Here is a 15,168-nt window from a genome sequence, read left to right as displayed (position 1 = left end):
AATATCATGAATAAAAATAATTCTATCAGACATTTTAGCTTTTGTATCTTATTATTCTTTTATGGCGCAATTTTATACGCACAAAAGTTGAATTCCAAAGACCTAATTGGACAATGGTACGTTGAAGGTACTTTGATGGGAGATCTTGACGATCACTGGCTTTTACCCCATAATCAGTCTAATTCTATTTGCGGACAAGACTTTAACGAATTTTTAGAAGAAGGAAAAGGAAAAGAAGTACGCTTTGATTTGAAATGCAAACCTAAAAAAAAAGCTTTTTCATGGCAATTAAATCAAAATCAACTTACGCTTACTCGAGGGGCAAAAACGAAAGAATTTGAAATAGAACGCTTTAAAAACAAACAATTAATTTTAAGTCACAGGATAAGACCTAAGTCCGCCCATAAACAGTATTTTGTTTACAGTATTAAAGAGTCTCCATAATTATTTGGAGAAATTAAATGGATGAAAAAACTAAGCTGATCCTAATAAATTAAAACACTAATTAAATTAAAAAAATGAAACTAAGAATTAAAATCCTATTTAGCCTGTTGTTATGCAGCCTACTATCCTGCTCAAATGATGATGACAATTCAAGTAAAAAAACGAATGAATTACCAAAAAACAAAATTAGTTTTGAAATAGAATCTACTAAAAATCAAAAAAAACAAGGCGATTGCTTTATCGTCGTCGTAGAAGATTACACCTATATGATTTCTGCACATGACGGTAATAACATGGAAGATCAAAGTTTTAGCTTGCAATTTTACAAATCTTTTGATCAAGCTAATTCTGAAAACCCACCAGTTGGGACATATCCCATAAAAGGGATTCCCGATTTGGCCGAAATTGATGGATTTTGGGTTACATACACCGATTTGGAAACCGATCTAGAATATAACAATAATTTAGAAGGCCAAATAAAAATTACTCGTTCCGATAATCAAATTTTAGAAGGGAGTTTTAGTTTTGAGGCGACTAATTATGATACCGGCGAAAGTATAAAAATAATTAATGGTAAGTTTACTACTGAAGCTTTTTAATGTACTTTCTATAATAGACAATAAGAAAAGCAGGCGCACTTTGCACCTGCCTTAAGAGCGTTGAAAACTGCAAAACTAACTACGCTCAGGTTTAAAATAAGGCTCTTTCTGGATAATCGGTTATAATCACATCAACTCCCCAGTTTTTCATCTGCGCAATCTGTTTTTTTTCATTTACGGTCCAGACTACGGCCTTCATGCCTTTATTTTTAATTGCTTCTACATCCTTTACGGATTTGAGCAACTCAAAATGCACAGCATAAGCTTGGGGTTTAAAACTCAGTTTAGCTAAATTCTCGTCCAAATTCCCTTTGCCAACCAAATAATTCAAAGGCATATCAGGATAATTTTCGTGCAGATATTCCAACACGGCCAAATCAAAAGACTGCAGCTGCACACGGTCTATCATTCCTTTATCTTTTAAGGTTTGCATCAGTAGTTCTACAAACTGGCCTGGCTTGGGTTGGTATTTCCCATAGAGATTCGGATTAGATTTGAGTTCTATATTAAACTTAGGTTCGGGTAAATTAAATTGTTCAGCATATATATTAAGCGTATCAATAAGTCCTACCAATGTTGGTTTGTAAGTTTTGGTTGGTTGTTGACTTTTAAACTGCGGATGAGGCAAATTACCCGCTACATACGTTTTAATACTATCGGCTGTCATAGTAAATAGATTATAATTTAGCTGATTTGCCTCATCTATAACCCCACCGTCTGGAGTATTCATAAGAATATGATGCATATAAGGCTCGTGAGATACAACCACTTGATGATCTTTTGAAATTACCACATCAATTTCGATAAAATCTACTTTTTTCTTTAAGGCACTAATACAGGCCGGAATAGTGTTTTCAGGGAAACTCCCACGATCTCCTCGATGTCCGTGAATCTCGCCTTTATACTTCGACAAATTCTGAACCTCTGACGGTAAATCCGAAGACTTTTTCTTACAAGATATTGCCACTAAACAAGCATATATTATTAAGGCCACTACTTTAGGTCTCCTTTTATTCATAGTCATTGTTTTGCGGAGTTTCAATATTATAGACACTTTGTGCGTAATGCACTTGGCCATATCTATCGGTAGCTCGCACCTCAATTTGATGCTTCCCAATAGTTAATTCAGCCGGCAACTTGGCATACCATAAATGTGTACTAGGAATAGCATTACTACCTCGTTTACCCGGCATTAATTGGTTGGCATAATCACGTTTAAATAAGTTTAACTGGTAGCTCGGATCTAAAGTAGGGGTAAAACGCATAGTCTTCCACTTACCTGAATCCACTCTATACTCCACCAAATCTGTTTTACTCCCCATAAAGAAGTTGGCGAACAAGCCTGCACGGGTTTTATTTGCTTGTGCTACAACTTTAGGATGATATAATTCTATTTGATAACTAATAGGCTGCTCAGCCACTTTGTATTGAATGCGGTATTGGTTCGCATCAAAATGAATATACGCATAACCTTTTGGGGTGCCATCACGCATGGTAGAAATAGGTACACCAGATTCATTTAAAGCTCCCGAATACCAATCGCCCGAAGTGGTACCTACGTTATAATGGTGATGAGGAGTTTTATGCCGCCAACCCGATTCTTTCCCAAAGTAGTCTTGTTTCTGTATATGGGTATGAGCCGACAATGATAAGGTATAAGGGTGCTTTTTTAATAATCGAAACAAAGCCTCTCTATGTTTGTCATTAAAGGTATCCTTTCCTGTTTCTGAAATCGGAATGTGAAAAGCCAGAACAATCAAATGATCTTGGGGTACGTATTTTAAATCGTTTTTTACAAAATTAAGTTGGTCTTTTCGAAAGCCACCCCAATAACCTTTTTTATCTCTGGGATCAGGGTAAAGTACGTCATCTAATACTATAAAATGGACTTTCCCTATATTAAATGCATAATTGGTCGGACCAAAGTGAGCTTCAAAGGTTTCGTCTGAATGTTGGTCTAGCTCGGCATCGAAATTCAAATCATGATTACCAAGTACGTTATACCATGGTATGCCTACTGCCTGGGTGGCCTTGATATAGGGTTTAAACAAGCTCAAATCATCTCCTACCAAATCCCCTAGGCTCAAGCCAAATTCTACTCCTTGTATTCCTTCTAACTCTTTAATTATCCCGCGGTAGTAGTAATCAATTTCCTTCTTATTATAAGCTTGCGGATCGCCAAAAATCAAAGCACTAAAACGATCGCTTTCTTGGGTTGCAAATAATGGGAAATTCACTTCCTCTGGTAGCGGTCCAGTTGGTGACACCCCCTTATAATTTAAAACTGGCGAACCTTCAGGCTTATGAATATAATAAAATTGCGGTAATTGGTTTTCATCAACGGGTACCTTATACCCTGTAGGTTTTATGACAAATATAATTTGATCCTTGTCAACGCTTAACTGGTATGCTCCAGATTTATCTGTGCGTACAACTTGTTCGCCATTACTAACGCCAACTTGGCTTATTCCTGGTTCGCCTAGATCTTTAACACCATTTTTATTAAGATCTTCATAAACAAAACCACTTACTTTATTTTGGGCACTTACGCACCAAAGACTAATAAAAGTCAATAGTACTATGGGTAATATTCTTATCATTTTTCTCTATTTATTTATTCCACCAAACTTTGGTATTGATTTGATCTGGTCCCATTTGATCGATTGCCTTTAGATAATTATCATAGTTCCGGTCTACCTCATCTATCGGATAATACAGTCGCTCGGGCATTTGCTGGTTATTTTCCATAGCAGTAGTGGTAGGCAAAACCGGTAGACCAGTTCTCCTGTGTTCATACCATGCCTGCAAATCGGTAAAAAATAAACCGAAGTATTTTTGAGTTAAAATTCTAGATAAACTATTATCATAAGCTGCTAAGGGGTTGTCAAAATAATCACTAGGCAAATCTTCTCCCCATAATTTCACCGCAGCTTCTACACCCGTTTTGTAGTGCATTTCTGCCTGACCCAAGTAACCTCTTTGCGCTAATTCGGCTTTTATAAATGAAACTTCTGCAAAAGTTAAAATGGGTATAATTAAAGGGGCTTCAGCTAATGAATTTTGAACTCCAGAAGCAGTTGCAATACTATCTGCCAATGATTCATTTAAATAATCAATTGGCTCACCTATATAGCCGTAATTCTCATTATTGAGACCTTTGGCTTCACTAGCAAAAATGGCTCTTCTAGGATCATCCCACTCGTTTAACCGATCGATAAAAAATGCTGTATAGTATCTAAATACGCCAAAATCCTGCGGGCGATCCCAAGGTGAAAGTAAAGGAGGTATTCCAGTAATTTCGATTACTGCATGCTCCTCATTACTTTCAAATACAGGATACTGCATGGGGTCATTTAGCATTTGCTTTAACTTTTCGAAAGCTTGCAGTTCGGGCCGGTTTGAAACCCGTAACAGCAACCTTAAATGCAAGGAATTAGTGAATTTTTGCCAATGTAAAACGTCATTATTAAATAAAATATCGGGAACATAAGGCATTGGACTTTCTGGGTCATAGAGACTATTAGCATAGCTTAAATCTTTAAAAATTTGTTCATATATCTCTTTTTGAGGGGTAAAGGAAGGATAGAATACACCATTTTCTGCTTGGCCAGCCTCAACCATTGGTACATCTCCAAAAGTATCGGTAAGTAGCGAATAGGTATAGGCTTTCAAGCTAAGTGCAATAGCCTCATAATTAGGAAGTCCCTCCCTAATAGCGGCCTGTTCCATCTCATTTAAATTGTTTATTTGCTTATAGTAGGCGTTCCACATAGATCCGCCAACATTCTGGGTAAAACTGTATAAAAAAGGTGCATTGATGTAATCATCGGTCTGAATAAACATTTGCATCATTGGTGCAGATAAATTACGAACCGTATAGGCATTTCTCTTTGCCAATTCATACAATACTGGGTTCAGCACGCTACCCGCCGTAATTTCGGTTAATTTATTAGGGTCTGTATTGGTTTCTTCAAAATCTTTAGTGCAAGCGTTTAGTCCAATTACAGTTAAAGTTATCAATATAAATTTTCTCATGGTTGTTGATTATTCTATGGTTTTAAAAACTAACTTTTAGATTAAACCCGTATTCAGCTGGTACAGGCATTTGCCCTACTTCAACGCCAGGGTGCATACTTGAACCTCCTGCTATACCTGCTACTTCGGGATCATAAATAGGAAAGTCTGAAATTACAGCTAAATTTCTACCGTAAATAGAAAGTTTAAGATCGGTTAAAAAGCTCTTCGCTAAAAATTGCCTTCCAAAACTATAGCCTAGGCTTATTTCTCTCAGTTTTACAAAAGAACCATCAAAAGAGTTAGCTTCGGTATTGGCTAAGGGATAGTGTAGGTTGTAATAATTTGCAATGCTAAGCGGTGTAGTATTTTCTGAATAAGATCCATCGGGATTTTCCACTACTCCTTTTCCTATTAACTCCCCCGTATCTCTACCCTTTAGAGTATGTTTTAGTTTTCCTTGCTGGGTCAATTTATGATGCGTATGCGAATAAATTTTCCCTCCGTACTTACCATCAATCACCAAGTTTAAATCAAAGTTTTTATAGGTAAATTTATTGATAAAACCAGCAATCCATTTGGGTTGAGTATCGCCGATATAAACACTATTATCGGTCATTTTAGGAGCTCCCTTATTATCATAAATCACCTGACCTTCTTCATTTCTTAAATACGCTCTTCCAAACAAAGCGGTTGGAGAACCTCCTTCAACCGCCATTAATTTGGCTCCAGAAGAGCTAAGCATTTCTAATTGACCGTTTTCTGCATTTTCGTGTAAAGACAATACCTTACCCTCATTTTTAGACCAAGTGAGGGTCGTGTTCCAGGAGAAATTTTGAGATTTCAATGCGGTTGCCGAAAGCAAAACCTCTACTCCTCTGTTGCGCACCTTACCGGCATTTATCAACATATTGCTATAGCCAGATGATTGTGGTAATGGCGTAGATAAAATTTGATTTTTAGAGATATTTTCATAAACACTCAAATCAAGCTTAAGTCTGCTTTTAAACATTCGCCAGTCTAACCCGAACTCTGTACTCGTTGTGATCTCTGGTTTTAAATTGGTATTATAAAGTGATCCAGGAGCAACGGCCGCACCTGGAAAATCTGATCGCCCATAATACTTTTGGGTTTTGTAGCGGTTAGCAAATTGACCTGCACCTCCTACTTGTGCCCAAGACCCGCGTAGTTTCGCAAAACTCACCGATTGTCCTAAATCAATAACCTCGCTAAATACAAAACCAGAATTTATAGAAGGAAAGAAATAGGATTGATTCTTTTTTGGTAGCATTGAATTCCAATCATTTCTGGCTGTAACATCAATAAACAAATACCCTCTGTAATCTATATTCAATAAGCCATAAAGAGAATTAACTTTATTAAAACCGTCATATTCACTTGTAAAAGTCTCAGTGCCGTTAACCAAGTTGTACTGTCCAGGAATTTCGAGACCTTCTGCCCAAGAGTCTTGCCTCAAATATTGGTAATCTAGACGATTGCCTCCTAGATTTCCGGTGAGGTTCCAATTTTTAAATTGCTTGGTATAGGTAAGTAAGAAATCTAAGTTGGTTTCATTTTTAAACACATTGGTCTTTCGGTAATAACCTCTTGCATAACGATTAATATCATATGGTCGCTCTTGTCGCATATTCTTATTATACATATTTATTGAGCCCCGTAACATTAACTCTAGTGAAGGAGATAATTTTATTTGCGTATTTAAATTTCCGGTAAAGGCATGTTGATCTAGTGCATTAATAATTTCATGTGCCATAGCATAAGGATTGTCTATATAGCTGCTATAAGGTCTAATCATATCCAGTTGATCTGCATCTTTTTTCCAAATGGGCTTATACCAATCTAGGTTTACGTTAGGATTTTGAAAAATCATGAAATAAGCTATAGAGTGATTATTATAGCCTTGTCCTGGTAGATTATCGCTGGTTTTGTTGCGATAATTGGCTACCCCTTGCATTTTTATTTTTTCAGAAATCCGATGGCTTGCATTAAGCGATAAAGAAAGTTGTTCGAAGCCTGTGTTAGGCATAATCCATTCATTCTTAGTATGGGTTAGGGAGGCCCGCATATTTCCTGCATCACCACCGCCTTGCACCGCTACGTTTTGTGTGTGGGTAACCCCAGTTCGCCAGAAGTCTTTACGATTATCTTTGTAAGGTCTCCACAATTGTCTTTCGGCCGATTGACCCTCTAGCTCTGGATCGTATTGAAAGTAATACTGACCATCAAACTTAGGCCCAAAAGCACTACTACTTCCGCCAGTCGAATTCCCATCTTCCGAGGCTCCGTAAGAATAATACAACCTATCGTTATAAGCAACTGGGTTACCATTCTCGTCGGTAGCAGGTTTTAAATAACTACCTTTTCCACTTCCCTGCCCATAGGTATATTGCCAATCGGGCCAACGCTGTATGATATCAATTTTTGTATTACTTGAAAAAGTAACTCCTAGCCCTTTTGCCTTTTTACCCGATTTAGTAGTTATGATTACCGCACCATTGGCACCTTGATAACCGTATAGAGCAGCCGCAGCTGGTCCTTTTAGTACCGAAACGCTGGCTATGTCCTCTGGATTAAGATCGGCTATAGCATTTCCAAAATCAACAGGGGTATCATTACTAGCCGAGCCTCCCATATACCCATTGGAAGCTCCCGAACCCGGAAACTCATTTTGTATAGGCACACCATCAATTACAATTAATGCAGCATTGTTACTCGGATCTAAAGAGGCGTTACCCCGCAAAACAATTTGCTGGGAGCCTACAGGCCCACTCAAGCCATTTATATTAAGTCCGGGCACCTTACCTCTAAGCGCTTCAGACCAGTTGTTTGGCCTTGCTGCTGTTAATGATTCGTTTGATATACTTTGTTGGGCATAACCCAATTTTTTTTCTTCTCGTTTAATTCCGAGCGCGGTTATAACCACCTCGCTAAGTGCATTGTCTGATTCTTGCAGCGTTACCTCGAGTACTCGATTGGTCTCTAACTTGATAAGCTGGGTCTCAAAGCCCATGTATGAAATTTGAATTTCAACAGGAAAATTACTCACTTCTAAGCTAAAGTTCCCATCAAAATCGGTGGTGGTTCCTACCCCACTAGATTTAATCAAAACACTGGCTCCAGGCAACGGAATGTTCTGGCTATCGCGTACATTGCCCTTTAAAATAAGTTGTTGCTCTTCTTGATATTTTACACTAATACTATGCTGATAAAGGCGAAAAGTGTATGGACTTAAATTCTCCAATTGTTTTAAAACCGATTGAATATCCTTATGGCTGATATTAATGTTGTATTTAGCTGCATCTTGAGTAATTTTAGTATCATAAATAAAATTATATGCCGTTTGTGATTCGATGGTCTCAAAAATCTCTATTAGGGTTTTATTCCTTATAGCGAGATCAATAGCACTAACACTCTTTTCGGCAGCAAGCGAATTGAATGTACTTATTCCCGGCAGCAAAAGGCATAAACCTAAAAATAAGTAAGGTAGTTTAATTAATTTTTGTAATTTAGTTTTCATAGTTTAAATAGCTGATTTTAATGGCTGTTTGCATACTCATAAGCCCAAACTGTTGCAGCAGTCTTGGGCTTTTTTGGTGGGCTAATTCTTAGTTCTCTATTACATAATGATTGGGTTTTATTAATTTTATATTTAGATTATAAATATGGCTTAGGGAGGCCAACACCTCTTCAAGTTCAGCTTTTTTGAATTTTCCAGAAACACGGTAGTCTTTATCTAAATTTTTGCCCAGCTCTATTCGGGTATTGTACCATATTTCAATCTGTTTTATGGCCGACGATAACTTTTGGTTTTTTATTATTAACCAATGTTGTCTCCAATTCTCATCCGTATTTACCACTCGCTCGCATCTCCAAGTTGATTGCTCCCAAACCAAACGGTCTTGCGCCTCTAGTACAATAGACGCTCCTCCTCTCTCAACCTCAACACTACCTTCGGTAACTTCTACAACCAAGCGCTCGTTATGGTAGGTATTTACGTCAAAAGAAGTACCCAAAACCCTAATTTGTGCTTCACCGGTCTCTATAGTAAAGGGTTTTAAACTATCTTGGGCAATGGAGAAAAATGCCTGACCATTAAATTGGATCCTGCGCTTATTTTTAAAATCTTTTGTGTAGCTAAGTTGAGAAGCCGAATTCAGATGTATTTCTGATCCATCTGGAAGTATAAAAACTTTCTTTTCACCTTTTTCAGTTATCTGATTTGTGTTTGTTTTGATTAAAAAATGAGGCAACATAAAAATCAATATAAGAATAGCGACCATCGCAGAAGCTATTACTACTCTATTGCTACGTACTTTGAGTTGTGGTAACCCCTTTTTTATTCGCATCCAAATACGCGCATTTGCAAAAGGTCTCTGCTTAATCACTATAGAAGCATTTTGCTGTTCTCTCAAAAAAGCCTCTACTTGTCTCCTTTGGGCGTCAGTACAACTACCCTCAAGATAGTTTCGAATTAGTTTTTTAAATTGTTCTGGCTTCAAATTACGGCTTCTTTATTATAAGTCACTTTAAAAGCAGATTATACGTAAGTAAAAATCTAGTCTTAACGCTTTCTTCATAATCCCCGTTCTGTCTTAATAATTTATTAATATAAAGGCGAACCAAATCGAAAACTCATTTAAATGACGTAAGGCCGCTATGGCATTGCTAATGTGTTTCTCGATGGTACGTACCGATAAACTTAACTCTGCAGCTATTTGAGCGTGACTTAAACCCTGCTCTCGGCTCATTTTGAATACTTGCCTACACCTTGGGGGTAACTGATTGATAGAACGATGAGTAAGTGCCAGCAACTCCTGGTATTCTAATTCTTGCGACTCTTCTTTTTCGGGTATTAATTCTATATACCGCTGCTGCAAATCGGTGAATTCTCTCTTTCGTAATTGATTTAGGACTTTGTATTTTACCGCTTTGATTAAATAGGACTCCAAGTGTACAATACGCGTCTCTCGATTCTTATAGTAAAGGCTTATAAACACCTCTTGAACCATATCCTCACATAGCATCTCATCTGGACATACCTTGTAAGCATACTTGTATAAAGCTTGCCAGTAGCGAGAATATATTTCAGCAAAAGCTAATCTGTCGTCTTTAACAACCAAACTCAATAAATCTATATCGCTAAGTCTTTTGTAGTTATTACGTAACACGGATTTTGTCTTTTTACAAAAAAAAGGTATTTCGTGTTGCCTAATATCAAGAAAAGGTAAAGAGATGCTTAGCAAAATATGAAATATGCCCCAGCAATGTGTAGGCTATATTAAGCCAATAACCCAGCAAAACCTATTTTCTAATTTTTTATAAACCAAAATGCACCAGCTCTAACAAGCCCAAAAATAAATTCTTGCCGAACAAATCATAATAAGTTGCCGACGAATGAATGGCGCATTCAAGAGCTTTTTTGTAAATTTTCTACAATTTTCTAAAAAATATTGTACAACTTTTGTAAAAATATTGTACAATTTTTCTCTAAATATTGTACAATATTTTATAGCAAGCTGCAAGGCTTGTCTCTGCAAGCCTTGCAGCTTAGATGAAAAAGAACAGCAACTTAGGAATTTTTCTTACTTAGTTGCTATCAAGTTTCTTTTATTTTATACCTATTTTGTCGCTAATTTTCTGCCTAAAACCAAAAACACCAGCGTTTTTAAAGGCTGGTGTTTGATAAACCGTTGGTAAGAAGCAACTCACTCCATTTCGGCTACTAGCTTTTTTAGTCGGGTGTCTAATTTATGAATGATTTTCTCTAAGTTACCCGAAAGTCCTTTCATCTCAATCACAAATTGAGTCAGTTGACCATCGGCTACCTCGGGTATTTCACCTTCGAAACTAATTTTCACACTAATTCGCGCATCGGCAGCATTACCTTCAAAAGCAGCGCGTAGTAAATCATAATCGATGTTTTTGAGCTCTTCAAGGTTGCCGGTTGAAAACGCAAACTTGCTTACCACAGTAGTTGAGGTTTTTTGGTTTTCAGGCGCTTGTTCTTGAGCCATTATACTACCCGAAAGGATAAACAATAAACAAAAAAGTAATTTTTTAAGGTTCATAGGCGTTGGATTTTTCTACTATTTTTTTAAAAGGTGTTAAGGTTGATACTGTTTTAGCTCAAGGCGGATAAGGTTTAGGTTGAATTAAAAAAAATTTAAGCTTGTCAACCATCTACACGTTATTTATTTGTTCTAATGGCGAATACAAAAAGATCTAAACACCACCCAAACAAAAAGGTTTCGCCGTACGCATTAATTATCGAAGTAATTTAAGCAAAAAATAGCTAATGAAATCTATCAAAGCTATTTTTTAAATGTAATGCTTGATTTTTATGCGAGTGTTCATCCGCTTTAAGCTGTGGCTTTTTATCTATATAACTTTCTAAAAATAAAGATGCCGCAAAATCAAAAAACCCCCAAGAGCAAATGCACTTGGGGGTAACAGACTATGATTTTAAAAAAAAATAAGCGGTTTAGTTCACCATAAAGTGAGCGCCTTCGCTATGCGTGTGCCCGTCTTCATCGGTTACGCTAATGCTCAGGTGGTATTCACCCGGAGTCGCATTTTGCGGAACGTCTAAGTGTTCATGAAAATGAGCAGTGGTCCCGGTATAATTGCTGAAATTTTGATCAACTTCCCAGTTTACTTGGTTCCCTGTTGGATTAAGACCGTGACCGTGAATGTGCACATTGATGTTTTGAATACCGTGGGTACTCGTAATATCGGCTTCGGCATGCAAATCGCTACCCGCCGTTACATCCTCTACGTGCAAATTACTAATGCTAATCTCATCTTCGTGATCGTGAGCTTCTCCCAAAACAACTTCTACATAGGCTTCAGACTGGTTACCGGCTTCATCAAGCACAATAATACCCAAGTGGTAAGTTCCTGGAGTAATGTCTAAAGGCACATCAATATGCTCATGCAAATCAAAACTTTGTTGACCTGCTTCTAAGTTTTGCGTTTTGCTATAGGTCCACGGCTGACTTTCGGAATGACTTGCCACTCGGCCATGGGTATGTCCGTCAAAGTTATTATGAATATCAATTTTATACGAAGCTAAGCCTTCATTATCTTCTAAAAGGGCGTCGATATGCAGTTCTTCACCTAAGGCTATTTCCTGCATTTTGGTAGGCTCAATTAGCATAATACTTGGCGCTGTAGTATCTAATGCTCCATCATCGTCGCTACTACAAGCGCTTAAACTCATTACTGCTATTAAAAGCATTATTCTAAAACTATTTAATTTATTCATGGTTTTCTATTTTTTTATTTACGATTAAATTCTCCTTGGTTAGCTAGTAGCTGATTGCTGGTGTGTTTACCAAACGGGGGCCCTCGTAAATAATAAGGCATGCTGGCTTTTTGTAAAGGGCTAATTCGTACAAAGCGAAGCAATCTTCCTTGTGGCGGTGGAATAAAAGTTGAAATGCTATGAACCAAGCTCAAAGCTAAAAAGCCTCGCCACTGGTCAAAAAGCGTACAAAGGTGAACATAGTGCTGTGTGGCGAGTCCAGCCTCTGTAGCTTGACTTCGCAATACCTCAACCGTATACGGCGAACGGTGACTCACGCTTAAGAAGTGCAGGGGTACTAATGCCTGAGCTCCTAATATTAAAAGCGCTAAACCAAGGGCGATATGTTTTTTTGCATGGCGCATTAAAAGGCTATAGACCAAGTAAGTTGAATGTTTCTCGCCTGTTCGGGTATATCGATCTGGCGGTAAAAACTGGTGTGTTGATAATACTTTTGATTAAATAGATTACTCACGCGCAAACTCAATTTATTCGTCAGTTGCTCGATTTTAAAGTCTTTGCTTATTAACAAACCTAGTATTTGATAACCTGGAGTCGTTAGCTCGGCTTGAGCGATTCGCTTTTGTTTGGCGGCTAAACGTGCATTTAAACCTATTTGCATACCGGCTAACTTACTTTCTTTTGAGAAGCTATAGGTCAATTCGGTGTAAACCGAGTTGGCCGGAGTAAAGGGTAAAGGGTAATCGCGCCCAGCATTACCGGTTCGCTGTTGGTTATGCATATATTCAAGTACCAATAAGCTGCTCCATTGCTCATGAAAACGATGAGTATAAGAAGCCTCGAATCCACTTAAGATCGCTTCAGATTGGGTGTATTGATACAATTGCCCGGCGTGAGGTAGTATAGAGAAGACTTTCGTCGGATTTAAAAAGAGGTAATTAGCAAAATAATACACATAAGGATTTACGGCCACCTCCCAAGAAGGCCGCTTAAAGCTGATCTGCACATCGGCTACATAGCCCTTTTCGGGATCGAGTTGTGTATTGCCTTGCTCATGTCTAAACGAACCATGGTGTATACCGTTGGCACCCAATTCAATTGCGGTGGGCCATCTAAAATTGGTTCCCAAATTAGCGCGTAACTCCCAGTCTTGATAGCGTGTAGCAAAACCGAGCATTACATTAAAGCTGTCAAAGTTTTTAGAAAAATCTGGACTGCGTTGGGCATAAGTTTGCGCTTCTTCTGGGGTGTATTGGCTGTTTGTTAAAAAGTTATACAGGTATTCATCAAAATAGGATTTAATTTGGGTATGTCCCCAATCGTAACGCATACCCAGTTGTAGCAAACTCTTATCGGTAATCCGGAATTCATTCAGTAAAAAAGCCCCCCAAGTGCTGCTATTATAATCGGGAAGAAAGAAATTATAACCACCGGAATCGTTGGTTTGATAGCGCCCCTCTACCCCTAGTTTTAATTCGTTTTTAGTCAACCACTGCTGTTGCCATTTGAGCTTAGCATCATAAGTCTTCAAACTAAAATCCAATTCGAGATTAGGATTAACCGCAGGGGCTTCTTGATTGCCGTAATGCGTATGAAACCTACTAAATTCTTGACGGTGGTTGTTTTGATAGCTCAGGTCTATTTTTAAGGTCTTTTGATCTTCAACAAAATAGGTAGTATTATTGCTTAGCTTAAAATGGGTCACCCGTTGATACGGGTAGTCGATATCTCTTCGGTTTCCGCCATCTTTGACCCTTTCGACCGATGGAATACCGTGGGCACCTGGAAAAAAACCGGCTTTTTGATACACTCGACTAATGTTAAGTCTACTCACAAAACGCTTACCGCTATAGCCCAACTGCGTATGGATGTTGCGATCGACTCCTGCCGTATTTTTTAAGCGTCTCTGGTCTATGGGAAGTCTAAAATTAAGATAGGTTAGGCTATCGGCAGGTACTGCAAAATCGGCATAATCCATTTGCGAATAGGTAGCTTTAGCAAAAAAGCCTTTGTGTTTATAATTTAGCTGTAGCGAGCCGCCCAAGGCTTGATTAACCGATTTGGCCATACCCGTAAAACTTCCCGTAATACCTGACTCACTAGGCACTTTATAGTGATCTATTTTAAGTACGCCTCCAATGGCATCACTACCGTATTCGAGTGCCGCTACGCCTTTGATGATTTCCACCTGATCTACGGCAAGCGCATCAATAGCTAAACCGTGATCTGCACCCCACTGCTGATCGGCCTGATTAATGCCATTTTCACTTACTGCAATCCGGTTTAACCCAAGCCCCCGCAACATGGGTTTGGCCATACCCGAACCTACTTGCATGGCTTGTACACCGGGTAATTTCTCTAAACTCCCAGCCAAGCTTCCGTTGTATTCTTGTGCGATATAGTTAGCCTTTACTTTTTTTGTATGCTGCGTATTATTTAGGCGGTTTTCACTTTTAACCACAACTTCATCAAGCTCTTGCTGCCGCAGGGCGACATATAGTACGGGTTTAGGCGCATCATTTATTTCCACCACCCGAATGAATTCTTGTCCGTTACCCGCCGTAATACGCACTTGGCAACTGCCTTCGCATAGTTGCTTTAAAGTAAAATAACCCTCAAAATCGGTGTAGCTGGTTTGTGGTTTATCGAGTATTTCTATATGCGCATGTATAAGCGGCTCTTGTGTACGCTGGTCTACTATCTGGCCGTGCCACTGCAAATCGCAAGTTTGCGCAGTAGCCACAGCTCCTACCAGCATGCATAAGATGCTAGTGATTCTATGTATCATAATTAAATAAGGGAATACCGGTTAAACATCGGCAACAG

Annotated in this window: 12 protein-coding genes; 2 read left to right on the top strand and 10 right to left on the bottom strand. The window is 38.3% G+C overall.

What is annotated here, in order from left to right; translation table 11 throughout:
- The first annotated feature begins 6 nt into the window (after nt 1-6).
- Both ACFSQ0_RS02500 and ACFSQ0_RS02495 read left to right on the top strand, forming a co-directional pair.
- Nucleotides 7-444: a hypothetical protein gene (locus tag ACFSQ0_RS02500; RefSeq protein ID WP_379043653.1), complete on the top strand. Its 438-nt coding sequence runs from the start codon at nt 7-9 to the stop codon at nt 442-444.
- 74 nt (nt 445-518) lie between these two features.
- Entirely contained in the window at nt 519-1,043 is a 525-nt protein-coding gene (locus ACFSQ0_RS02495; protein ID WP_379043651.1) for a hypothetical protein, read from the top strand.
- A gap of 91 nt (nt 1,044-1,134) precedes the next feature.
- Here the strand turns inward: ACFSQ0_RS02495 and ACFSQ0_RS02490 are convergent, their stop codons facing one another.
- From ACFSQ0_RS02490 to ACFSQ0_RS02445, 10 genes are all read right to left on the bottom strand, one after another.
- Nucleotides 1,135-2,061, bottom strand: coding sequence for a glycerophosphodiester phosphodiesterase family protein (locus ACFSQ0_RS02490; protein ID WP_379043649.1), 927 nt, complete (start codon nt 2,059-2,061; stop codon nt 1,135-1,137).
- Nucleotides 2,054-3,643, bottom strand: coding sequence for a calcineurin-like phosphoesterase C-terminal domain-containing protein (locus ACFSQ0_RS02485; protein ID WP_379043646.1), 1,590 nt, complete (start codon nt 3,641-3,643; stop codon nt 2,054-2,056). Before ACFSQ0_RS02485 ends, ACFSQ0_RS02490 begins: the two co-directional genes overlap by 8 nt.
- A 10-nt stretch (nt 3,644-3,653) precedes the next feature.
- Entirely contained in the window at nt 3,654-5,078 is a 1,425-nt protein-coding gene (locus tag ACFSQ0_RS02480; protein WP_379043643.1) for a SusD/RagB family nutrient-binding outer membrane lipoprotein, read from the bottom strand.
- Nucleotides 5,079-5,100: 22 nt separating this feature from the next.
- Nucleotides 5,101-8,595, bottom strand: a complete 3,495-nt coding sequence (locus ACFSQ0_RS02475) for a SusC/RagA family TonB-linked outer membrane protein (protein ID WP_379043640.1) — start codon at nt 8,593-8,595, stop codon at nt 5,101-5,103.
- Between the two features lie 88 nt (nt 8,596-8,683).
- Entirely contained in the window at nt 8,684-9,577 is an 894-nt protein-coding gene (locus tag ACFSQ0_RS02470) for a FecR family protein (protein ID WP_379043637.1), read from the bottom strand.
- A gap of 93 nt (nt 9,578-9,670) precedes the next feature.
- Nucleotides 9,671-10,246: an RNA polymerase sigma factor gene (locus tag ACFSQ0_RS02465; protein ID WP_379043634.1), complete on the bottom strand. Its 576-nt coding sequence runs from the start codon at nt 10,244-10,246 to the stop codon at nt 9,671-9,673.
- Between the two features lie 537 nt (nt 10,247-10,783).
- Nucleotides 10,784-11,146, bottom strand: coding sequence for a hypothetical protein (locus ACFSQ0_RS02460; protein ID WP_379043631.1), 363 nt, complete (start codon nt 11,144-11,146; stop codon nt 10,784-10,786).
- A 413-nt stretch (nt 11,147-11,559) separates the two neighbouring features.
- Complete coding sequence (locus ACFSQ0_RS02455; RefSeq protein WP_379043628.1) at nt 11,560-12,342, bottom strand: DUF4625 domain-containing protein; 783 nt, start codon at nt 12,340-12,342, stop codon at nt 11,560-11,562.
- A gap of 14 nt (nt 12,343-12,356) precedes the next feature.
- Nucleotides 12,357-12,746 carry a hypothetical protein gene (locus ACFSQ0_RS02450; protein ID WP_379043625.1) on the bottom strand — a complete coding sequence of 130 codons (390 nt, stop codon included), beginning with the start codon at nt 12,744-12,746 and terminating at the stop codon, nt 12,357-12,359.
- Nucleotides 12,746-15,130 (bottom strand): TonB-dependent receptor, encoded by a 2,385-nt coding sequence (locus ACFSQ0_RS02445; RefSeq protein ID WP_379043622.1) that lies wholly within the window; start codon nt 15,128-15,130, stop codon nt 12,746-12,748. The genes ACFSQ0_RS02450 and ACFSQ0_RS02445 overlap by 1 nt, the downstream gene beginning before the upstream one ends.
- Between the last annotated feature and the right edge of the window lie 38 nt (nt 15,131-15,168).

It is taken from the genome of Mesonia sediminis, from assembly GCF_042684705.1.
Classification (GTDB): domain Bacteria; phylum Bacteroidota; class Bacteroidia; order Flavobacteriales; family Flavobacteriaceae; genus Mesonia; species Mesonia sediminis.
Note: the sequence above shows the minus strand (reverse complement) of the source record. Positions and strands in the feature narration are given on the sequence as shown.

Excerpts from the sequence above, each read along its gene's own strand:
- ACFSQ0_RS02500 (WP_379043653.1), top strand. The coding sequence starts at position 7 with ATGAATAAAAATAATTCTATCAGACATTTTAGCTTTTGTATCTTATTA.
- ACFSQ0_RS02495 (WP_379043651.1), top strand. The coding sequence starts at position 519 with ATGAAACTAAGAATTAAAATCCTATTTAGCCTGTTGTTATGCAGCCTA.
- ACFSQ0_RS02490 (WP_379043649.1), bottom strand. The coding sequence starts at position 2,061 with ATGAATAAAAGGAGACCTAAAGTAGTGGCCTTAATAATATATGCTTGT.
- ACFSQ0_RS02485 (WP_379043646.1), bottom strand. The coding sequence starts at position 3,643 with ATGATAAGAATATTACCCATAGTACTATTGACTTTTATTAGTCTTTGG.
- ACFSQ0_RS02480 (WP_379043643.1), bottom strand. The coding sequence starts at position 5,078 with ATGAGAAAATTTATATTGATAACTTTAACTGTAATTGGACTAAACGCT.
- ACFSQ0_RS02475 (WP_379043640.1), bottom strand. The coding sequence starts at position 8,595 with ATGAAAACTAAATTACAAAAATTAATTAAACTACCTTACTTATTTTTA.
- ACFSQ0_RS02460 (WP_379043631.1), bottom strand. The coding sequence starts at position 11,146 with ATGAACCTTAAAAAATTACTTTTTTGTTTATTGTTTATCCTTTCGGGT.
- ACFSQ0_RS02455 (WP_379043628.1), bottom strand. The coding sequence starts at position 12,342 with ATGAATAAATTAAATAGTTTTAGAATAATGCTTTTAATAGCAGTAATG.
- ACFSQ0_RS02450 (WP_379043625.1), bottom strand. The coding sequence starts at position 12,746 with ATGCGCCATGCAAAAAAACATATCGCCCTTGGTTTAGCGCTTTTAATA.
- ACFSQ0_RS02445 (WP_379043622.1), bottom strand. The coding sequence starts at position 15,130 with ATGATACATAGAATCACTAGCATCTTATGCATGCTGGTAGGAGCTGTG.